At 63.2% G+C, this 20,905-nt stretch carries 20 protein-coding genes; 10 read left to right on the plus strand and 10 right to left on the minus strand.

What is annotated here, in order from left to right:
• The first annotated feature begins 14 nt into the window (after window positions 1-14).
• Genes EJ076_RS05030 through EJ076_RS05040 form a run of 3 tightly spaced genes read left to right on the plus strand, consistent with a single transcriptional unit; the run spans window position 15 to window position 4,391 of the window.
• A complete protein-coding gene (locus EJ076_RS05030; RefSeq protein WP_126067113.1) occupies window positions 15-1,658 on the plus strand; it encodes an ABC transporter substrate-binding protein in 1,644 nt (547 codons plus the stop codon).
• On the plus strand, window positions 1,648-2,592 hold the full coding sequence (locus EJ076_RS05035) for an acetamidase/formamidase family protein (RefSeq protein ID WP_126067114.1): 945 nt from the start codon (window positions 1,648-1,650) through the stop codon (window positions 2,590-2,592). Before EJ076_RS05030 ends, EJ076_RS05035 begins: the two co-directional genes overlap by 11 nt.
• Entirely contained in the window at window positions 2,589-4,391 is a 1,803-nt protein-coding gene (locus EJ076_RS05040) for an ABC transporter ATP-binding protein (RefSeq protein WP_126067115.1), read from the plus strand. Before EJ076_RS05035 ends, EJ076_RS05040 begins: the two co-directional genes overlap by 4 nt.
• A 116-nt stretch (window positions 4,392-4,507) precedes the next feature.
• Here EJ076_RS05040 and EJ076_RS35675 read toward each other — a convergent pair whose 3' ends face one another.
• On the minus strand, window positions 4,508-4,651 hold the full coding sequence (locus tag EJ076_RS35675; RefSeq protein ID WP_245463068.1) for a LuxR C-terminal-related transcriptional regulator: 144 nt from the start codon (window positions 4,649-4,651) through the stop codon (window positions 4,508-4,510).
• Window positions 4,588-5,271 (minus strand): hypothetical protein, encoded by a 684-nt coding sequence (locus tag EJ076_RS05045; RefSeq protein ID WP_245462958.1) that lies wholly within the window; start codon window positions 5,269-5,271, stop codon window positions 4,588-4,590. Before EJ076_RS05045 ends, EJ076_RS35675 begins: the two co-directional genes overlap by 64 nt.
• A gap of 418 nt (window positions 5,272-5,689) precedes the next feature.
• On the opposite strand from EJ076_RS05045, the gene EJ076_RS05050 reads away from it, so the two are divergent.
• The 7 genes from EJ076_RS05050 to EJ076_RS05085 all read left to right on the plus strand — a co-directional run bounded on the left by EJ076_RS05050 (window position 5,690) and on the right by EJ076_RS05085 (window position 12,259).
• A complete protein-coding gene (locus tag EJ076_RS05050; protein WP_126067116.1) occupies window positions 5,690-6,898 on the plus strand; it encodes an ABC transporter substrate-binding protein in 1,209 nt (402 codons plus the stop codon).
• 11 nt (window positions 6,899-6,909) lie between these two features.
• On the plus strand, window positions 6,910-7,689 hold the full coding sequence (locus EJ076_RS05055; protein WP_126067117.1) for an ABC transporter ATP-binding protein: 780 nt from the start codon (window positions 6,910-6,912) through the stop codon (window positions 7,687-7,689).
• A complete protein-coding gene (locus tag EJ076_RS05060; protein WP_126067118.1) occupies window positions 7,682-8,392 on the plus strand; it encodes an ABC transporter ATP-binding protein in 711 nt (236 codons plus the stop codon). The genes EJ076_RS05055 and EJ076_RS05060 overlap by 8 nt, the downstream gene beginning before the upstream one ends.
• Before the next feature lie 7 nt (window positions 8,393-8,399).
• Window positions 8,400-9,287 (plus strand): branched-chain amino acid ABC transporter permease, encoded by an 888-nt coding sequence (locus tag EJ076_RS05065; RefSeq protein WP_126067119.1) that lies wholly within the window; start codon window positions 8,400-8,402, stop codon window positions 9,285-9,287.
• Window positions 9,288-9,330: 43 nt separating this feature from the next.
• A complete protein-coding gene (locus EJ076_RS05070) occupies window positions 9,331-10,302 on the plus strand; it encodes a branched-chain amino acid ABC transporter permease (RefSeq protein WP_126067120.1) in 972 nt (323 codons plus the stop codon).
• A 54-nt stretch (window positions 10,303-10,356) separates the two neighbouring features.
• Window positions 10,357-10,881: a hypothetical protein gene (locus tag EJ076_RS05075; protein ID WP_245462959.1), complete on the plus strand. Its 525-nt coding sequence runs from the start codon at window positions 10,357-10,359 to the stop codon at window positions 10,879-10,881.
• A 319-nt stretch (window positions 10,882-11,200) separates the two neighbouring features.
• Entirely contained in the window at window positions 11,201-12,259 is a 1,059-nt protein-coding gene (locus EJ076_RS05085; RefSeq protein WP_126067121.1) for an aminopeptidase, read from the plus strand.
• Window positions 12,260-12,356: 97 nt separating this feature from the next.
• Here EJ076_RS05085 and EJ076_RS05090 read toward each other — a convergent pair whose 3' ends face one another.
• The 8 genes from EJ076_RS05090 to ggt form a co-directional block, all read right to left on the minus strand.
• Complete coding sequence (locus EJ076_RS05090; RefSeq protein ID WP_126067122.1) at window positions 12,357-13,490, minus strand: substrate-binding protein; 1,134 nt, start codon at window positions 13,488-13,490, stop codon at window positions 12,357-12,359.
• Between the two features lie 73 nt (window positions 13,491-13,563).
• A complete protein-coding gene (locus tag EJ076_RS05095; RefSeq protein WP_027024197.1) occupies window positions 13,564-13,836 on the minus strand; it encodes a hypothetical protein in 273 nt (90 codons plus the stop codon).
• Window positions 13,837-13,926: 90 nt separating this feature from the next.
• Complete coding sequence (locus EJ076_RS05100) at window positions 13,927-15,504, minus strand: HD domain-containing phosphohydrolase (RefSeq protein ID WP_126067123.1); 1,578 nt, start codon at window positions 15,502-15,504, stop codon at window positions 13,927-13,929.
• Between the two features lie 370 nt (window positions 15,505-15,874).
• Window positions 15,875-16,108: a hypothetical protein gene (locus EJ076_RS05105; protein WP_126067124.1), complete on the minus strand. Its 234-nt coding sequence runs from the start codon at window positions 16,106-16,108 to the stop codon at window positions 15,875-15,877.
• A gap of 108 nt (window positions 16,109-16,216) precedes the next feature.
• Complete coding sequence (locus EJ076_RS05110; protein WP_126067125.1) at window positions 16,217-16,600, minus strand: VOC family protein; 384 nt, start codon at window positions 16,598-16,600, stop codon at window positions 16,217-16,219.
• Window positions 16,601-16,705: 105 nt separating this feature from the next.
• The gene (locus EJ076_RS05115) at window positions 16,706-17,686 is read right to left on the minus strand and encodes a 2-dehydropantoate 2-reductase (protein ID WP_126067126.1); all 981 of its coding nucleotides are present in this window, start codon (window positions 17,684-17,686) and stop codon (window positions 16,706-16,708) included.
• Window positions 17,687-17,688: 2 nt separating this feature from the next.
• Complete coding sequence (locus EJ076_RS05120) at window positions 17,689-19,215, minus strand: acyl--CoA ligase (protein WP_126067127.1); 1,527 nt, start codon at window positions 19,213-19,215, stop codon at window positions 17,689-17,691.
• A 78-nt stretch (window positions 19,216-19,293) separates the two neighbouring features.
• A complete protein-coding gene (ggt, locus tag EJ076_RS05125) occupies window positions 19,294-20,880 on the minus strand; it encodes a gamma-glutamyltransferase (protein ID WP_126067128.1) in 1,587 nt (528 codons plus the stop codon).
• Between the last annotated feature and the right edge of the window lie 25 nt (window positions 20,881-20,905).

A 20,905-nucleotide genomic window follows, 5' to 3' on the forward strand; every position in this document is an offset into this window, starting at 1 on the left:
AAGGGAACATAAAAATGAAAAAGTTTCTCGCATCCACAGTGGCGGCATCGGCGCTGGCGCTGATGCTTGGCATGACAAGTGTTCGCGCCGAGGACGCCATCGATCCGAACGCCAAGCAAGGCGGCGCCATTACCATCACCTACAAGGATGACGTTGCTACGCTCGATCCGGCGATCGGCTATGACTGGCAGAACTGGTCGATGATCAAGAGCCTGTTCGACGGGCTGATGGACTACGAGCCGGGCACCACCAATTTGAAGCCCGACCTCGCCGAAAGCTATGAGATCTCGCCCGACGGCAAGACCTTCACCTTCAAGCTGCGCCATAGCGTGAAATTCCACAACGGCCGCGAAATGACCGCCGACGACGTGAAATATTCGCTCGACCGCGTCACCAATCCGAAGACCCAGAGCCCAGGCGCCGGCTTCTTCGGCTCGATCAAGGGCTATGACGATGTCGCTGCAGGCAAGGCGGAAAGCCTCTCCGGCGTCACCGTCGTCGATCCCTACACGGTCAAGTTCGAGCTGACCCGCCCCGATGCCACCTTCCTGCATGTCATGGCCATCAACTTCTCGCATGTCGTGCCAAAGGAAGAGGTCGAGAAATACGGCGCCGATTTCGGCAAGCATCCGGTCGGCACCGGCGCCTTCAAGCTTGCCGAGTGGACGCTCGGCCAGCGCATCGTCTTCGAGCGCAACCCGGACTACTGGCACAAAGGCTTGCCGCATTTGGACAAGATCACCTTCGAGATCGGCCAGGAGCCGATCGTGGCGCTGCTGCGCCTGCAGAAGGGCGAGATCGACGTGCCCGGCGACGGCATTCCGCCGGCCAAGTTCCAGGAAGTGATGGCCGATCCCGAGCAGAAGGCGCGCGTCGTCGAGGGCGGCCAGCTGCACACCGGCTACGTCACCATGAACACCACCATGGCGCCGTTCGACAATGTGAAGGTGCGCCAGGCCGTCAACATGGCGATCAACAAGGCGCGTGTCATCCAGATCATCAACGGACGCGCCGTGCCGGCCAACCAGCCGCTGCCACCGTCGATGCCGGGCTACGACAAGGAATACAAGGGCTATCCCTATGACGTCGCCAAGGCCAAGGCGCTGCTCGCCGAGGCCGGCCATCCCGATGGTTTCGACACGCAATTGTTTGCCATGAACACCGACCCCAACCCGCGCATCGCCCAGGCGATCCAGCAGGACCTGGCGGCGATCGGCATCAAGGCCAGCATTCAGTCGCTGGCGCAGGCCAATGTCATCGCCGCCGGCGGCGACAAGGCCGGTGCGCCGATGATCTGGTCGGGCGGCATGGCCTGGATCGCCGACTTCCCGGATCCGTCGAACTTCTACGGCCCGATCCTCGGCTGCGCCGGTGCGGTGCCGGGCGGCTGGAACTGGTCGTGGTACTGCAACAAGGATCTCGACGCCAAGGCGGCCGAGGCCGATTCGGTGGTCGATCCGGCCAAGGCCGGCGAGCGCGACAAGATGTGGAGCGCTATCTACGACAAGGTGATGGAGGACGCACCGTGGGCGCCGGTCTTCAACGAGCAGCGCTTCACCATGAAATCGGCGCGCATGGGCGGCGCCGACAACCTCTATGTCGACCCGGTCCATATCCCGATCAACTACGACAATGTGTACGTAAAAGATGTGCAATAACTGCGACTACACCATCCACGGGCGCCATCATCATTTCGGCTGGGACAATTCGTTTGCCCCGGCCGAGCGGGTGGCGCCCGGCTCGACCATCGAGTTCCAGTGCCTCGATGCAGGCGGCGGTCAGCTGAAGCCCGACAGCACGGTCGCTGACATCGCCAAGCTCGACTTCGGCCAGATCAATCCGGTCACCGGGCCGATCTTCGTCGAGGGTGCGGAGCCGGGCGACGCCCTGAAGGTGACGATCGAGCTGTTCAAACCGTCCGGCTTCGGCTGGACGGCGAACATTCCGGGTTTTGGCCTGCTCGCCGACGACTTCAAGCAGCCGGCGCTGAACATCTGGAAGTATGATGCCGCCTCGCTCGAGCCGGCACTGTTCGGCAAGAATGCGCGTGTGCCGCTGAAACCCTTTGCCGGCACCATCGGCAACGCACCGGCGGAAAAGGGCCACCACTCGGTGGTGCCGCCAAGGAGGGTCGGCGGCAACCTCGACATCCGCGATCTCGCTGCCGGCACTACGCTCTATCTGCCGGTGGAAGTGGCCGGCGCGCTGTTTTCGGTCGGCGACACCCATGCCGCGCAAGGTGACGGCGAGGTCTGTGGCACGGCGATCGAAAGCCCGATGGATGTCGTGCTCAAGCTCGACCTGGTCAAGGACGCCAGGCTGAAGACGCCGCGCTTCACCACGTCGGGCCCGGTAACGCGCCATCTCGACGCCAAGGGCTATGAGGTGACGACCGGCATCGGACCGGACCTGATGGCCGGCGCCAGGGAGGCGGTTGCCCAGATGGTCGACCTGCTCGCTGGCCGTTACAAGATCGATCCGGTCGAGGCCTATATGCTGGCCTCGGTGTGCGGCGATCTCCGCATCAGCGAGATCGTCGACATGCCGAACTGGGTGGTGTCGTTCTACTTCCCGCGCTGCGTCTTCGAATGACCGCAGGTGCGGGCAAAAAGCGGACCGGGGCAGCTGCTCCGGTGACGGCGGGACCGGTGCTCGACATCGCCGGCCTGTCGGTCAGCGTGCGCGGCGAGGACGGCGAGCGCGAGGTCGTCTCCGACCTGTCGCTGACGCTGGCCCGCGGCGAGACGTTGTGCATTGCCGGCGAGTCCGGTTCCGGCAAGTCGATGACCGCGCTGGCCATCATGCAATTGCTGCCACAGCCGGCGGCGCGCATTTCCGCTGGTAGAATCCGTCTCGGCGACACCGATCTGGCTGATCTCGACGACCGCCAGATGCGCCGCATTCGCGGCGACCGCATCGCCATGATCTTCCAGGAGCCGATGACCTCGCTCAACCCGGTGCTGTCGATCGGCCGGCAGCTGACCGAATCCATCGAGGCGCATACCAGCCTGTCACAAAGCGAGGCCCGACAGCGCGCCATCGAAGCGTTGAAGGCGGTGCGCATTTCGGAAGCCGAAAGCCGGCTAAAGCAGTTTCCGCACGAACTGTCTGGCGGCATGCGCCAGCGGGTGATGATCGCCATGGCGCTGGCGCTCGAGCCCGACGTGCTGATCGCCGACGAGCCGACGACGGCGCTCGACGTCACCGTGCAAGGCGAGGTGCTGGAGCTGCTGCGTGACCTGCAGCGCCAGCATGGCACCAGCGTCATCCTGATCACCCACGATATGGGCGTCGTCGCCGAGATGGCCGACCGCGTCATCATCATGCGGCACGGCCGCATGGTCGAGGAAGGGAAAACTGCCGACATCTTCGCCCGGCCGCAAGCCGACTACACGCGCGAGCTGCTGGCCGCCGTGCCGCGCATCGGCAGCGGCGTGGGGCGGCAGAAATCCAGGGATGCCGAGGCGGCGACGCCAGCCAATGTCGCCGAGGTCAGAGACCTGCATGTCCGCTTCGACCTGCATGGCGGGTTCTTCGGCAGGGTCAACCGCCGCGTCCACGCCGTCGAGGGCGTCAGCTTCTCGATCGCCCCCAACGAGACGCTGGCGCTGGTCGGAGAATCCGGTTGCGGCAAGTCGACCACCGCCAAGGCGCTGGCCGGGCTGGTGCCTTACAGCGGTGACATCGTCATTGGCGGGCGCAACCTGTCCGGCCTTGGCCGCGACGAGCGCAAGGCGGTGCGCCGCGACGTGCAGATGATATTCCAGGACCCTTACGCCTCGCTCGACCCGCGTATGCGCGTCGGCGATCTCGTTGCCGAGCCGTTGGTCATCCACGGCATCGCCTCGAAGCAAGAGCGCAGCGAGCGTGTGGCCGCGCTGTTCGAGCGCGTCGGCCTGTCAGCCGACCAGATGGAACTCTATCCGCATGAATTCTCAGGCGGCCAGCGCCAGCGTGTCTGCATCGCGCGGGCGCTGGCGCTGCGGCCGAAGCTGATCATCGCCGACGAAAGCGTCTCGGCGCTCGACGTCTCGGTGCAGGCGCGCGTGCTCGATTTGTTGAAGGAATTGCAGCGCGAATTCGGCGTCGCCTACCTCTTCATCTCGCACGACATGGCGGTGGTCGAGAACATCTCCGACCGCGTCGCCGTCATGTATCTCGGCCAGATCGTCGAGATGGGCACGCGCGACCAGCTCTTTTCCAACCCGCGTCACCCCTACACCAGACGGCTGATCGAAGCCGTGCCGGTGGCCGATCCGGGCAAGCGAAGAAGCCGCTTCGCCCGCCTCGACCAGGAAATCCCGAGTTCGACGCGAAAGATCGGCGAGACGCCTGCGAGACTGGTGCTGAGCGACGTCGGTGGCGGACATCTTGTTGCTGCTGGAAGCTGAGGTCGCCACCCCAGACCGTGGGGCTGCATCCGCCTTCGGAGGACACAGCTGCAATCACGCGATTGCGATCTTGACCGGTTCACGCACCACGGCATTCGCCAAGCGGCTGCCGTCGATCAATTCCTGGTGAGCCCCTGATACGGCGTCGTATTCAGGATGTAGGCCACCTCGGTCCGGTTCCGGGCGCGAAGTTTCTTCATGATATTGCGGACATGCACCTTGACCGTGCTCTCGCACATGTTGAGTTCATAGGCGATGATCTTGTTCGCTTTCCCTCGACGCAGGGCTTCGATGACCGAGATCTGGCGTGACGTGAAAACGTTGTCGTCTTGCGACTGCTGTTTGCCCGTTTGCTGGCCGTCCTTGGCGTTTTGCGCCGATTGGTAAAGGACACTCGGTGGGATGAAAATCCCCCTGCCGCCACAAGATGAATGGCCTTGGCCGCGACCTGCAAGCTGACGCTCGTCGGAACATAGCCTCGCGCGCCTTTTTCGATCGCCTTGAGAATATCGTCAAGATTTTCGATATCGGCCAGGATGATGGCATTCACCGAAGGTCTGGTGGCCTTGAGATGGGCGATCCGGGCAAGATGGTGGTCCGCTTCGGAATTTGACCACATAACGCACATCAACACCGTCGAGATCCTTTGGGTCTCATCCAGGCTTGCCGCATCGAAGGCTTCGATGCTCGAGAAATGCTGGAAACGAAACGCTGGTTCGAAAACCGTCAGGCCCCTTGCCAGGCAGTCGCACATCAGCGGTCGATCATCGACAATCGCGATCTCGATATCCGCCGCTATGGATGGCGGTGGGCTATCAGGATCGATATCAAAAGCGCACAGGCTTTGTTGAGCCGTCTCATATGGTTGAATTGTTAGCATGACTCCACCCCTTTGTCGGATCTCGCCCCCGCGGGGCTTGGCCTCTACTCCACTGTTTTAGCTCCTCCTTACTAAACTTGGATTCGAGGCAGACGTATGTGAAACAAAGCACACGACTGGGCGAATTCGATTCCGGCCCGATATGCTGACCCGGTGAAGGACGATCTGTTCGACCCAGCAGACCCATCCACCGCAGCAATCGGGCACGCCAACCAACTTGGCGCGAAAATTTTGCGGCGGTGCCCCGACGCGCTTTAGATCGCGTCAGGCTTTCCCGGGACCGGGTGCAACTTTCTACTAAAGTAACGGTTATCGCGGTGCCGGGCGATGGTTACCATCCACGGATGTGCTTATCTCTGACGATCGCATCCGTCGACATTTCGCCAGGTGACACACCACAAGGGAGGAAGTTTAGACAATGAAACTATCCCATTTCGTTTCGGCAGCGCTTCTCGCCGCATCCGCAATCCCCGCCTCAGCCGCCGAAATTTCCGATGGCAAGGTCAAGATCGGCATCCTCAATGACCAATCGGGCGTCTATGCCGATTTCGGCGGCAAGTGGTCGGTCGAGGCGGCCAAGATGGCGGTCGAGGATTTCGGCGGCAAGGTGCAGGAAGCGCCAATAGAGGTCATCAGCGCCGACCACCAGAACAAGCCGGATATCGCCTCCAACATTGCGCGGCAGTGGTACGACACCGAACAGGTCGATGCCATCATGGAACTGACCACCTCTTCGGTGGCGCTCGCCGTCCAGGGAATTTCCAAGGAAAAGAAGAAGATCGATATCGTTACCGGTGCGGCGACCACGGAGTTGACCGGCAAACAGTGCTCACCCTATGGCTTCCACTGGGCCTATGACACCCATTCGCAGGCAGTGGGAACCGGCGGCTCTCTGGTGCAGCAGGGCGGCGACAGCTGGTTCTTCGTCACCGTAGATTATGCATTCGGCTATTCGCTCAAGGACCAGACAACGAAGTTCGTCGAGGGTCACGGCGGCAAGGTGTTGGGCGAAGTGCGTTATCCCCTGGGGGCGACCGATTATTCGTCTTTCCTGCTGCAGGCGCAATCGTCGGGCGCCAAGGTTATCGGTTTGGCGAATGCCGGCCTCGATACCTCCAACTCCATCAAGCAGGCGGCTGAATTCGGCATCGTCCAGGGCGGCCAGCGTCTTGCAGCGCTTCTCTTCACGCTGGCCGAGGTGCATGGGCTGGGTCTTCAGGCGGCGCAGGGCGTCGTGCTGACCGAGGGTTTCTACTGGGATCGCGACGACAAGAGCCGCGAATTCGGGCAGCGCTTTTTCAAGCGCACCAACCGCATGCCGAACATGATCCAGGTCGCCACCTACTCGGCGGTGACACAATACCTGAAGGCGATCGACAAGGCTGGCACCGACGAGACCGAAGCCGTCGCCAAGCAATTGCATTCGATGCCGGTGAACGACGTTTTTACGGCCAACGGCAAGGTGCAGGCGGACGGCAACATGGTCCACGACATGTATCTCTATCAGGTCAAGTCGCCAGCCGAGAGCACCAAGGATTGGGACTACTACAAATACCTCGCCACCATCCCCGGCAACGAGGCATTCCTGAGCGAGAAGGAAAGCGGCTGTCCGACGGCCGGCCAGTGATCGGCGCGGCCATGGTGCCGCCTGACCTGAAAGGGAATGAGCCGCGGGTGGTGCTTTCCGCCCGCGGGTTGCGGCGTGACTTTGCCGGCTTCGTCGCCGTCAAAAGTGTCGATCTCGATGTCCGCCATGGCAACATTCACGCCCTGATCGGACCCAATGGCGCCGGCAAGACGACCGTCTTCAACCTGCTCACCAAGTTCCTGGCGCCGACCAGCGGCAGGATCGAGCTGCTTGGCCACGACATCACCCGAACGTCGCCGGCCAGGGTCGCGCGCATGGGTCTGGTGCGCTCGTTCCAGATATCGGCGATTTTTCCGCACCTCAGCGTGCTCGACAATGTGCGCGTCGCGCTGCAGCGGCCGGGTGGTCTTGCCGTCCAGTTCTGGCGCTCGCTCGCGGCGCTCGATCGGCTGACGCCGCGCGCCGAGGAACTGCTGCGCTCGGTCGGTCTCGACGACGCCAGGAACAGGCTCGCCGGCGATCTTTCCTATGGCAGGAAACGCGTGCTTGAGATCGCCACGACACTGGCACTCGAACCGAAAGTGCTGCTGCTGGACGAGCCGATGGCCGGCATGGGGCACGAGGACGTGGCCACGGTTTCCGACCTCATCCGTTCGGTGGCCAAGGATCGCGCCGTGCTGATGGTCGAGCACAATCTGACCGTCGTGGCCGACCTTTGCGACTGGATAACGGTCATGCAGCGCGGCGAGGTCCTTGCCGCCGGCGACTACGCCACCGTCAGCCGCGACGACCGCGTGAAGGTTGCCTATATGGGCACCGCCGATGACTAGTGCCGCACCTCTCCTTGCGGTCGGCGGTCTCAACGCCTGGTATGGCGAAAGCCATGCGCTGCACGGCGTCGATCTGGAGGTGTTTGCCGGCGAGACGGTCACGCTGCTCGGCCGCAACGGCGTCGGCAAGACGACGACGCTGCGCGCCATCATGGGACTGATCCGCAAGCGAACCGGCCGGATCGCTTTCGACGGCAAGGACCTGATGCGGCTGCCGCTGCACCGGACCGCGCATCAAGGCATCGGCTTCGTGCCAGAGGAACGCGGCATCTTCGCGACGCTGACCGTCGACGAGAATCTGGTGCTACCGCCGATCGTCGCCGGGGGCGGCATGAGCGTCGAGGAAATATTCGATCTCTTCCCCAATCTGAAGGAGCGGCGCAACAGTCCCGGCACGAGGCTGTCGGGTGGCGAACAGCAGATGCTGGCGATCGCACGCATTTTGAGAACCGGCGTGAAAATGCTGCTTCTCGACGAGCCGACGGAGGGTCTCGCTCCCGTCATCGTGCAGCGCATCGGCGAGTTGCTGGCGACGTTGAAAAAGCGCGGCATGACGATCCTGCTGGTCGAGCAGAACTTCCGTTTCGCCAGCCGTGTCGCCGATCGTTTCTATCTGATGGAGCACGGCAAGGTGGTGGCAGGGTTTCCGGTCGGCGACCTGCCGGACCGCATGACGCAGCTCCACGAAGTCCTGGGTGTATGATGGCGCCATGACGATGATCTTCGGAATCCCCGTTCAGGCTTTCCTCGGCCAGTTGCTGGTCGGCCTGATCAACGGCTCGTTCTACGCCATGCTGAGCCTCGGCCTGGCTGTCATATTCGGCCTGCTGCGCGTCATCAATTTCGCCCATGGCGCCCAGTATATGCTCGGCGCCTTCGTCGGCTATCTGCTTCTCACCTATCTCGGCATCGGTTATTGGCCCGCCTTGATCCTTGCGCCGCTGATCGTCGGTGTCTTCGGCATCGTGGTCGAGCGCCTGGCGCTGTCGAGGCTGTACGATCTCGATCCGCTCTACGGCCTGCTCTTCACCTTTGGTCTCGCGCTCGTGCTCGAAGGCATCTTCCGCTATTATTACGGCGTCTCGGGAAACCCCTACGCCGTGCCGCCGCTGCTTGCCGGAGGCACCAATCTCGGCTTCATGTTTCTGCCCAACTATCGCGGCTGGGTCGTGGTCGCCTCGCTGATCGTCTGCTTCGGGACCTGGGCGCTGATCGAGAAGACCAGGCTGGGTTCCTACCTGCGCGCGGCAACCGAGAACCCCCGTCTCGTCCAGGCTTTCGGCGTCAACGTGCCGTTGCTGCTGACCCTGACCTACGGCCTCGGCTCGGCTCTTGCCGGGCTTGCCGGAATTCTGGCCGCGCCAATCTATCAGGTGAGCCCGCTGATGGGATCGGATCTCATCATCGTCGTCTTCGCGGTCGTCGTGGTCGGCGGCATGGGATCGATCCTTGGCGCGATCGTCACCGGCTACATGCTTGGCCTTGCCGAAGGCCTGACCAAGGTCTTCTACCCCGAGGCCTCCAACCTCGTGGTCTTCGTCATCATGGCCATCGTGCTTTTGGTCCGGCCGGCCGGCCTGTTCGGGAGGGACGCCTGACATGTCGGAAGGGACATCTGAGATGTCGGAAGGGACATCTGACATGACCGACCTGACGCTGCGCGAGACGCAAGCCAGGACCTCGGCACGGCTTGAATGGGCGCTGGTCGGGCTCGGCATCCTGGCGCTGCTGGTGGCGCCTTTCCTGGTCTACCCGATCTTCCTGATGAAGATGCTGTGTTTCGCGCTGTTTGCCTGCGCGTTCAATCTTCTGCTTGGCTATACCGGTCTCCTGTCGTTCGGCCACGCCACCTTCTTTGGTGGCGCCGCCTATTTCACCGCGCATGCCGTCAAGGTCTGGGGCTGGCCGCCGGAAGCGGGTATCCTGCTCGGCATGGCGGGCGCGGCATTGCTCGGCCTTGTCATGGGCTTTTTCGCCATTCGCCGGCAAGGCATCTATTTCGCCATGATCACGCTGGCACTGTCGCAGATGTTCTTCTTCTTCTGCGTGCAGGCGCCCTTCACCGAAGGCGAGGATGGCATTCAAGGCGTGCCGCGCGGCATGCTGCTTGGCGTGCTCGACCTGAACGTGTCGCTGAACATGTACTATTTCGTGCTGGCGGTGTTCCTGATCGGTGTCTTCGCCATCTGGCGCATCGTCAATTCGCCCTTCGGCATGATCCTGCGCTCGATCCGGGAAAACGAGAACCGCGCGATTTCGCTGGGCTATTCCGTCGCCAACTACAAGCTGGGCGCCTTCGTCATGTCGGCGGCACTGGCCGGGCTGGCGGGCTCGCTCAAGGCCATCGTTTTCCAGTTCGCCACGCTCACCGACGTCACCTGGCAGATGTCGGGCGAGGTGATCCTGATGACGCTCCTCGGCGGCATCGGAACAATGGTCGGGCCGATCATCGGCGCCAGCCTGGTCATCGGACTGGAAAACACCCTTGCCACCTCTGGCTTTCCCGTGACCATCGCCACCGGGCTGATCTTCATGGTGTGTGTGCTGATCTTCCGGCGCGGCATTGTCGGCGAATTTTATGTGCGGCTTCTCAAGCGAGCGGCGAAGGACTGATCAGCTCCGGAACGATTGGACGCGGTGAGCGGACCCGCCCGCACTCGCCACATCATGGCGCCGCGGCTCCATGGACAACCCCTGGCCTCGTATTCTACAGAGCGGCTGTGGGCACGCGCCACACGAGTCGGACGCGGGCGGCGGTTTCAATCCAAAGGGAAGAGCATGAGCATTCGGTCGATGATGATAGGGGCAGCCGCCCTGGTGGCGGTTGGGACGTTCGCTGCGCACGCGCAAGCCGAAGGGTTCGAAAACATCGTGCTGTCCGCAAGCAAGGACGCAAAAGAGACTCAGGCGACATTTGCGCCGGATACGGCCAACATCTTCCTCTCCGCCGATCTGACCGACGCGGTGGCCTCGGGATCGAAGCTCACCGTGAGTTGGATTTCGGTGGATTCAGGCGGTGTCGCGCCAGCGAACTACAAAATCGACGAGGTCAGCTTCGAAATCGGCATGATCGAAAACCATGTCGACTCCTCGGTGAGCAAGCCGGATGCCGGCTGGCCGGTCGGCACCTATCAGGTGCAGATCGCCGTTGACGGCACGGTGAAGGAAGCGGTCGACTTTTCCGTGAAGTGACCGGGGCGCGCCAGGTGCCGCCCGTGCTCCACGAGTAGGCGTCGCAGCCCCGTCATCGACTGTGGCGCGAGAAAAACGCGCCTCGGATGTACTTTCGATTAGGCAAGCCTTGCCGATCCTATTGCCGCTGGCGCGAACTCGGCGCCGACGGCGACGCTTGGTTCCGACTGCAGCTCGGCGAAGTGGGTCCGAATATTCTGTCCGGCTTCTTTAGAAAGCTATAGACCTCGATCAAATCAATGCGACTGCTTGAGAGACCTGGGGCAATCGCGACAATCGCCCTATCGGAACGGGTGAGCAGTGCTGTGGGCAAATCGTGATGCGCGCATTCTTTCGATTGGTTGCCGTTGTGATCGTGGTGTCCGGCGTGACCGGTTGCACCAGCATTTCCTACTATGCGCAATCCGTGAAGGGTCATCTGCAGATCATGACGGCGCGCCAGGATGTCGGAAAGCTGATCGAGGATCCTTCGACGCCCAAGGTATTGCGCGCCAGAATGGCATCGGCGAGCGCCATACGACAGTTTGCAACAGATGAACTGGCGCTGCCCGACAACAATAGCTACCGCAGCTACGTTGATATCGGTCGGGACTCGGTGACATGGGCCGTCTTCGCCGCGCCGGAATTCTCGCTGACGCCGCGAACATGGTGTTTTCCTGTTTTCGGCTGCGTTCCCTACCGAGGATATTTCTCCAGGAAGTCCGCGACTGAAACCGCTGTCGAACTTCAAGGACAGGGCATGGACGTCTATGTGACGGGCATCACTGCTTATTCCACGCTTGGCTGGTCAAGTGATCCGCTGCTAAGCACGATGTTCGGCGAGGATGAAACCTATCTTGCAGGGCTGGTTTTTCATGAACTCGCCCACCAGCGCGTCTACGTGAACGGCGATTCCGCATTCAACGAGGCGTTCGCTGTCGCCGTCGAAACAACCGGCGTGAGAAGATGGCTGCGCGCGGCTGGTGATACCGCCGCATTGCGCCGCTACGAAGCTGCCCGGAGGCGCAAAGCTGAATTTCTTGCGCTTGTCTCCCAGACCCGGGACGAGTTAGCGCAAGTCTATTCCAACTCCGGTAACTCGGAGCAAAAGCTGGCCGCAAAGACGGCCGCGATTGAACGGCTGCGGATGCGCTACCGACAGATGCGCGACAGACGCTGGGGCCGATACCGGGGATACGATGCCTGGTTCGCTTCTCCGATCAACAACGCAAAGCTCGCCGCGACTGCTGTGTATGGTGAACAGGTTCCGGCGTTTCTGCACTTGTTCGATTTGTGTTCGGGCGACTATGTCAGGTTCTATGCATCGGTCCGACGGATTGGCGCGCTGGACGAAGCTCACCGTGCCGAAGCACTTGCGGCGGCAGATAGCTGTTATTGAGCAGGTCAAATGTGAAGGCCTGAAACGAGACCAGAGGCGGGCTGAGGCGTCCACCATCTGCCGCTCCCTTTGGAAGGCTGCTGATAGACGCCGCCAGTCACCCCGCGTCGCTTAGCCGGAATTCGTCGCCGAGCAACCGTTCGTTGGGATCGATCGGACCCAAGCTCTTTACGACCCGGAATCGACCGCTTTGGGCCTGCGCGATATACATGTTCATGCAAACATGGTGCTGGCCGGGTACCATTTCAGCCGGTCCGCCAGGGCCTTCGCTTATGCGGGCGTGATCGAGTGCCCGGATGACTGCGTCGCGCTCCACCGTGCCGGCCTCCTTCACGGCCGCTTCCCACATCCTGATCGCGCGGTAGTGACCGGTGCAGCCGCTGCCTGCGGTCAACATGGCACTGCCGGGGTATCGATCCTGGTAGCGACGCAGGAGAGCTCGCCCAAATGGGTCGTCGAGTTCCTGGTAGTAGTCGAGACAGCTGTAGAGACCCTCGATCTGCTCGGACGGCACAAGGTTGAAGAAGTTCTCGTCGAAGTAGGTGCAGACGATCTTGCCGCCGCGCTTGCCGAAACCGGCCTCGTGCAGTTCTTCGAAGAACGGTGTCAGGCCCGGCGGCACGATGGTATTGAAAACCACATCGGTGCCGCTCGCCATGATCTGCTGTGCCGTCCGCCTGAAATCGATGGTGTCCAGCGGAAGATACTCCTCGCCAACGATCTCGCCCCCATTGGCGCGCACCACCCGGCTCGCGGCCTTGTTCAGCACATGGGGCCAGATGTAATCGGACGACGGCAGATAGAACTTCTTCGCGCCGGTGCTGTTCATGAGCCATGGTATCAATGGCTCGACCTGCTGCGCGGGGACGGGTCCGGTGCAGAAGATCAGGGGATGGTTTTCCTGCCCCTCGTACTGCTCGGTGTAGATGTAGAGAGTCTTGCCCCGCGTAACCGCCTCGCTTTTGATGGCCTGGCGGGTCGAGCTGTAGATGCCGCCGACGACCACATCCACCATGTCGACGTCGATCAGTTTCCCGGTCCTTGCCTTGGCGACGTTGTCGATGGTTTCGCCGTCCTCGATGACAAGCTCCAGCGGTCGGCCGAGCAAGCCGCCCCTGGCGTTGATATCGTCGACGAGCATGGTGGTGAGGTTCGCATTTGCGACGCCCATGAAAGACAACGGGCCGGTGAGTTCGGCGATAAGACCGATCTTGATGGGTTTCGGATCCATTTGATTTCTCCAAATCAGGGGGTTCGTCGGGCGCGCCGCCGCCGGGCGGCAGGCGGCGCATGGCGAGGGGAACTCAGGCCTCGTAGTGGCCGAGCAGCAGTGCCGCCTGCGGCTTGCCGACATGGCCGGCTTCCTGCAGGATCGCGGGCACCTCAGGATCCGACACGAAATTCTTCCAACCCTCGGCGTCCCAGTCGAAGATCGCCCAGACGCGGTCGGGCTCGCTGGGGTCGCGGAAGACGGTCGCACCGTTCGAGCCGTGCAACCGGCGCTTGTCGGCGCCCTTGGTTGAAAAGATACGGATGAAGTGGTCGACGTCAGCCACTTTGGTCGTTGCGAGAAGCATCTGATTTCCTCCTGTCGGTCGCGGCCACCATTGGTCCGTCGACAGGATCACGATGCGCGCCCGCGAACGGGCGCACATGGGGTGGATTCCCTATGCCTGCGTTTCTCCCGGCCGGATAAGGCCGTGCTCGACGGCATAGAGCACTGCTGCGGCGCGGGTGGTCACACCAATCTTGGAATAGACGTTCTGGATATGGTGGTCCGCGGTCTTGGGCGATATATCGAGCTTGCGTGCCGCCTCTTTCGCCGTGAATCCGGCAGCGATAAGGCGTAGCACCTCGATTTCGCGCGAAGTCATGCCGGCCAGCGCCCGCGGCAAGGCCCGGCGCGACTGCTGCCCCGCGAAGGACAACACGGCCTCTGCCGCGTCGGCGCACATACAACCGTCACGCACTGCGGCGCGCAGCTGTATGGCCGCCGCCTCGCTGGACAGCGCCTTGCGGTGGGGACGTTCCTCTCGCGACGTTTGGAACGCTTCGGCAGCGGCCAGGATCCGTGCTGAAGGCGACAGGTCGGAGCCACCGACCTTGCGGTGATAGCCCGAGCCATCCAGGCGTTCGTGATGACGAAGCACGAGCGCGGCCATCGCATCGCCCTCGCGGCCGAACGATGCCAGCGCGCGTTCGCCGTAATAGGCATGCAGTTGCGCCGCGTCACGCTCGCGCACCGACAGCGGTCCGTTTCGCATCCAAGTCGCCACCGGCACCACGAGTTCGCCAATATCGTGGATACAGCCTGACCAGCGCAACGCGCGCAAGTCGGCGGCGGGCAGCTTCATTTGTCCCCCGGCTCCCTCGGCCAGCTGCGCCACCATCCGCGAATGGCCATAGGTAAGCGGCATGCGCATGTCGATCATGTCGGCGATGGCGAGGAACGCCTCGTCGCAGGCTGCTTCGTCCAGCGTCACCGGCGGATCGGGTTCGAGCGCCAGGATCGTCTCACGGTCGACCGTCGCGCCGATGCCGTCCATCAAGGCCCCCGCGTTAGCCGAGACGAGCCGGGCCAGTTCCGCTTCGTATGGGCCATCGCCTCGGCGGGCTACGGTCTCAGCCATCCCGTCGATGCCGACGGCATCGCAGAGCGCAATCACATCCTGCGCCAGAGTGATCAGGCGCACGGCCGGCAGCACATCCTCGCCGCTCAGCCCTCGCGGCAGACCTTTGCCGTCCCAGCGCTCATAAATCTGCCCGAGATTGCGCCGGATCTCCTCGGAAAGGCCAAGCCGTTGGCCGATCCGCTGCGCGACCTCGCAATGCGCGGTGAGCACCGGGCGAGCCACAGCGAGCGCCTGCGACATCGCGGCCTCGATCGCCCTGGCTTGCGCGTCGGGTTCGAGATCGTAGTAGAACCGCTTGAAGGCCTGCACGAAGACCCTCCCCAGTTCCGCACGATTGCCCATGTCGAGACCGACGAGATCCTGGCGAAGCGCTATTTCGTCCCCAAAGGTGGCCGACAGAAGGTCCGTATCGGCATTGCAGCCGACATAGCGCAGCATCGACTGGTGGTAGGCATTGCGCCGAACCTCATCGGAAACACCCGCAAGCTCGGCGATGCGCATTGCAAGCACGCACGATTTCAGCGCGAAGTCGCGAGAATGACCAGTGGCGAGGTCCGAAGCATAGGCCAAGACCATCATGAAGTCCGCCCGGCGTATCGAGACGTCTGCCATCGCACACCCCCAGTGAGGCTATGCTAGTCCCCTCTGTTATCAATACCTAGGGGAAATTCGCAAGCCTGATGCGCCCTGCGGGAAATAGAGCACTCTGCGTTTGGCCGAAAGCGGACTGGCGTTCGATGTCAGCGTTCTGGGAGGGTCGTCGCTGTATGAGATGGCCGAGTGACGGCGCATGGCTGCCGTCGCCGCCCAAAACCAAGGTCGGCTTCGTGCTTGAGCGTGATGCGCTTTGTCCGACAGGCTGTCGCTAAGGCTTTGGCGCACCCCGTCCAACCAGCGCCCGCGATCCACTGTCAGCCGCCGCACCAGCACGGCGTCGATCGTCGGCGTCTGACAGCGCGGTTGAGATCGCCCGCGCGCGGTTCTACTGGTCCGAAAACCTCACGCTCACGCCGCGCTGCCGAAAATAAGCCTGCATCAACTTGCGGCCCGAGCGGTTGTTCTGCGCCAACTTGGTTGGATCGAACACCGCCTGTTTTATCCCCTCTCGTGTCAGCGCCGCCTTGAGCGTCGCGATATGTGCGTCGATGTCGGCATTGTCCGCCCGGAGCGAGGCATAGATGCTCTCGGTCGCCTCGGCCACGGTCAGTTCGCTCATTGGTGTCGTCCTTTGGTTGGTTTGGCGGCGCTTAGCACAGATTCGCGGTTCCGCCGATACCGATGAGACCGTCAGTACACAGCGCCCGCCGCGAAAGCGAACCGTTCCTTATGGGGCTTCGTAGAGTTCCAGCGGCAATCCATCTGGGTCCCTGAAAAAGGTAAACCGTTGGTCTGTATATGGGTCGATCCGGATTGGCTCAACGGCAACGCCTGCGGCTTCCAGGCGCATAATTACGGGATCAAGATTCGCCACGGCAAATGCCAGATGTCTCAGGCCTGTCGCCTCTGGATGGGACGGCCGCATCGCTGGTGCAGGGAAGGAGAACAATTCCAGTTGCACCGACCCGATCCGTAGATCCGCTTTCCATGACTGCCGCTCCTCCCGATAGACCTCCCGGATCAGATCGAGGCCGAGAAGTTCGACGTAGAACCGTCGCGACCGGTCGTAGTCGGTGCAGATCAGCGCGACGTGGTGAATGGCGTTCAGCATGCTACTTACTCTGGTCAAGCTGGGTTTTGAGGCCAAGGCAGAGCCGGCGCTTCAAGGCCTAGATCGTCGCGCTCATGCCACCGCTCTGATTTACTCCTAAGCCCCTCACCCATAACACCCGCGCTCCACCGCCAGCCGGCGCACCAGCGCCAGCACGGCATCGATGGTCGGGGTCGGCTTGTCCGTTAGCCGGCCAAGTTCCCGCACCGCGCTCACCAACGCGTCGATCTCCATCGGCCGGCCGCGCTCGAGATCCTGCAGCATCGAGGTCTTGTGTTCGCCGACATCGCCGGCGCCCTTGATGCGCCGGTCGACCCCAATCGGAAAACGCACGCCGAGGCTTTCGCCGATCGCCTGCGCTTCCAGCATCATGGTGCGGGCGAGCGTACGGGTGCCTTCGTCGGCAACGATCGCGGCAAGCGTGCTGCCGGTCAGCGCGGAGATCGGGTTGAAGGAGAGATTGCCCCACAGCTTCACCCAGATTTCGCTGCGGATGTCGTCGCGTACCGGCACCTGCAAGCCGGCCTTGACCATCTCGTCGGCCAGAAGCGTGACCCGCTCGCTGCGCTCGCCGGAGGGTTCGCCGAGCGAGAAGCGCTTGCCTTCGACGTGGCGGATGAGGCCGGGGGCATCGACTTCGACGGCGGGATAGACGACCGAGCCGATGACGCGCTGCGGCCCGATCCGCTGCCAGATCGCGCCGCCCGGATCGACCGCGCTCAGCCTGGTGCCTTCGAGCGGCCCGCCGACGCCATGGAAATACCACCACGGCACGCCGTTCTGCATGGTGACGACGGCGGTGTGCTGCCCGAGCAGCGGCGCGATCTGGTCAAGAGCCGGGGTGAGGGAATGGGCCTTCAGCGCCAGCACCACATAATCCTGGGCGCCAAGCTCCTCGGCTTTCGCCACGGCCCGGACGGGGACCGACATTTCCTTGCCATCCTCGATCAGGCGCAGGCCATTTGCCTTGATCGCTTCCAGATGCGCGCCGCGCGCGACGATCGAAAGATCGGTCCGCCCAGTGATTGCCAGCTTGGCCGAGAGATAGCCGCCGATCGCGCCGGCGCCGAAGATGGTGACCTTCATCGTCAAAGTCCGAGCTTGGCGGCAAGGCCGATGCGCTGCAGCTTGCCGGTCGCGCCCTTGGGGATCTCGTCCAGGATCAGGATCTTGCGCGGCACCTTGAAGTCGGCAAGTCGCGTCGCGGCATAGGTGCGAATGTCGCCCTCGGTGGCACTGATGCCTTCGCGCAGCACAACCGCCGCCGCCACCTCCTCGCCGAGCTTGTCATGCGGCATGGCAAAGGTGACGACCTGCGCCACCGCCGGATGATCCATCAGCACATCGTCGACCTCGAGCGGCGAGATCTTTTCGCCACCGCGGTTGATGATCTCCTTTAGCCGACCGGTGACCCTGAGATAGCCGTCCTCGTCCAGCACGCCCTGGTCGCCGGTGTGGAACCAGCCATGCGCGAAAGCCGTGGCGTTGGCATCCGGGTTCTTTTCGTAGCCCACCGTGACGTTGGGTCCGCGGATGACGATCTCGCCGGTCTCGCCGGCTTGGAGCAGCCGCCCGTCGGGCGCCATCACAGCCACGTCCGGACCGGCGGAGGCCCCGACGCTGCCCGGCTTGCGTTGGCCCGGCGGCAGCCGGTTCGACGCCATCTGGTGCGCCGCCTCGGTCATCCCGTAGGATTCGATCACCGGGCAGCCGAAAGTCGCCTCCAGTTCGGCCATCACCTGCGCCGGCAGCGAGGCCGAGGACGAGCGGATGAAGCGCAGGCGCGCTGCCGCCAGCACCTCGGTGTTGCGCGCCGCCCTGGGCAGGATCGCCTGATGCATGGTCGGCACCGCCGTGTACCAGCTAGGTTGCGCCTCGCTCAGCCACTGGAAGAAGCGCAGCGCGTTGAAGCCCGGCGTGCAGTAGATGCTGCCGCCAGCGGCCAGCGACGACAGCACGGCCGCGATCAGGCCGTGAATGTGGAACAGCGGCATGATGTTGAGGCAGCGGTCATCGGCCGTCAGGCCGAGTGTCGCGCCGATATGGGCTGATGAGGCCGCGATGTTGGCATGGCTGAGCGGCACCAGCTTTGGCCGCGATGTCGTGCCCGAAGTGTGCAGCAAAAGCGCGATGTCATCATCACGCGCCATGTCGGGCGCCGCTTGCGGTCCGATCGCCGCGCCCTCGATCGTGAAGCTGCCGGCTGGTGTGTCCGGCTGCACGACAAGCCGCAGCACGCCGATGCCGAGTCGCTCGGCCACCGTCACCGCCGGTCCGGTCTCGCCTTCCGCGACAAGGATCGCCTTGGCGCCGATGTCGGTCAGGTAGAAATCGAGCTCGTCGGCCCGGTAGGCGGGATTGAGCGGTGCCGTCGAGGCGGCGGCTGCCACGGCGACGAAGGCGGTGGCCATCTCGGGTCCGTTCGGCAGCACGATCGCCACCCTGTCGCCTCGGCCGATGCCGAGCGCATGCAGCTGTTTTGCCGTGTCGGTGATCAGGCCGCGCAATCCGCCATGGGTGAGCGTCGCCCTGTCGGGTGCCAGGATGGCGGGCGCATCATCGGCGCCGGCGGCGAGGCGGCGGGAAAGCCCAGGAGAATTTGCGATACTGGCCATGATCACCGACTATCTTTCCAACCCGTCAAAATCCAGCCGCGACACGCATATGTGATGCCACCGCAGACTGGGTCTATATCAATATCCAAGCGCCAAGCCATCCTTGCGCGGATCGGAAGCGCCGGTCAGCGTGCCCTTCTCCCAGTCGATCAGCACCACTTGCCCGCCGCCCAGCGGATGATGCGGCTCGGCTGTGCAATGGCCACGTCGGCGCAGGCCCTCGATCGCCTCGGCAGGAACGTTGCGCTCGGCCTCAACAGTGTCGTCATTGTAGAACACCCTGGGCGCATCCAGCGCCTGCTGCGGATCCATGCCGAAGTCGATCATGTTGGTGAGCAGGTGGACATGCCCGAACGGCTGGTAGCCGCCGCCCATGACGCCGAACGGCATCACCACGCGACCGTTCTTCGTCGCCATGCCGGGCATGATCGTGTGCATCGGCCGCTTGCCGGGCGCGATCGCGTTCGGATGTGCCGGGTCGAGGCGGAAGCTCGAACCGCGGTTCTGCAGCACGATTCCGGTCTTCGGGCCGACGACGCCGCTGCCGAACGAATAATAGGTCGAGTTGATGAAGGAGACCGCGTTGCGGTCGCGGTCGACGATGGAGATGTAGACCGTGTCGCTGCCGGGCAGATCCACGCGCGGCAGATGCGTCATGGCGCGGTCGCGGTCGATCTCGGCGCGCAGCCGGTCGGCATAGGCGCCGGACAGGAGTTGCTTGACCGGCACCGGAACACGGTCCTGGTCGCCGACATAGCGGTCGCGGTCGCGATAGGCCAGCCGCCCGGCCTCGATCTCCAGATGCAGGCGCTCGGCGCCGTTGGGGTCGAGCCCGCCAAGCTTGAAGCCCGACAGCACGTTGAGCATCAAGAGCGCCGTCAGGCCCTGATTGTTCGGCGGCATCTGGTGGATGTCGTGGCCGCCATAAGAGGTGCTGACCGGCGCCACATAGTCGCCTCTGGTCGCGGCAAAATCCTCGGCCGAATGAAGCCCGCCCAATTCATTGAGCCGGCGCACGATATCGTCGGTGACAGTGCCTTCGTAGAATCCGGCGCGACCGTGCTTGGCGATGATGCGCAAGGTGGCCGCCAGTTCCGGCTGCCGGTGGACATCGCCGGCCTTCGGCGCCTTGCCGCCAGGCAGGAAGATGCGCGCGGCATGTTCGTCGGCTGACAGATCGGTCTCCGGTTCGGCCCAGTCGAAGGCGACGCGGTCATGCACGACATAGCCGTTTTCGGCATAATGGATGGCCGGCGCCAGCGCCTCGGCAAGGCCCTTGCGGCCATGGTCCTCGAGCAGGCGGCTCCAGGCATCGACGGCGCCCGGCACGGTGACCGCGTGCGGTCCCTGCAGCGGGATGCGGTCGAAGCCTTTTTCGAGATACCAGTCGACCGTCGCCTTGGCAGGCGCCCGCCCCGAGCCGTTGAAGGCCAGCACATTGCCTTGTCCTGCCGGGCTATAGAGCACGAAGCAGTCGCCGCCGATGCCGGTCGACTGCGGCTCGACCACGCCCTGCACGGCGGCGGCACAGACCGCGGCATCCATGGCGTTGCCGCCGGAGCGCAGCATCTCGATTGCGGCAAGGGTTGCGAGCGGATGCGAGGTCGCGGCAACCGCCTCGGTGGCACGAACCGGCGAGCGGCCGGGAAACTGGAAATCACGCATTCTGTCTGGATATCCCATGGTCACG

Source organism: Mesorhizobium sp. M7D.F.Ca.US.005.01.1.1 (assembly GCF_003952545.1).
Taxonomy (GTDB): domain Bacteria; phylum Pseudomonadota; class Alphaproteobacteria; order Rhizobiales; family Rhizobiaceae; genus Mesorhizobium; species Mesorhizobium loti.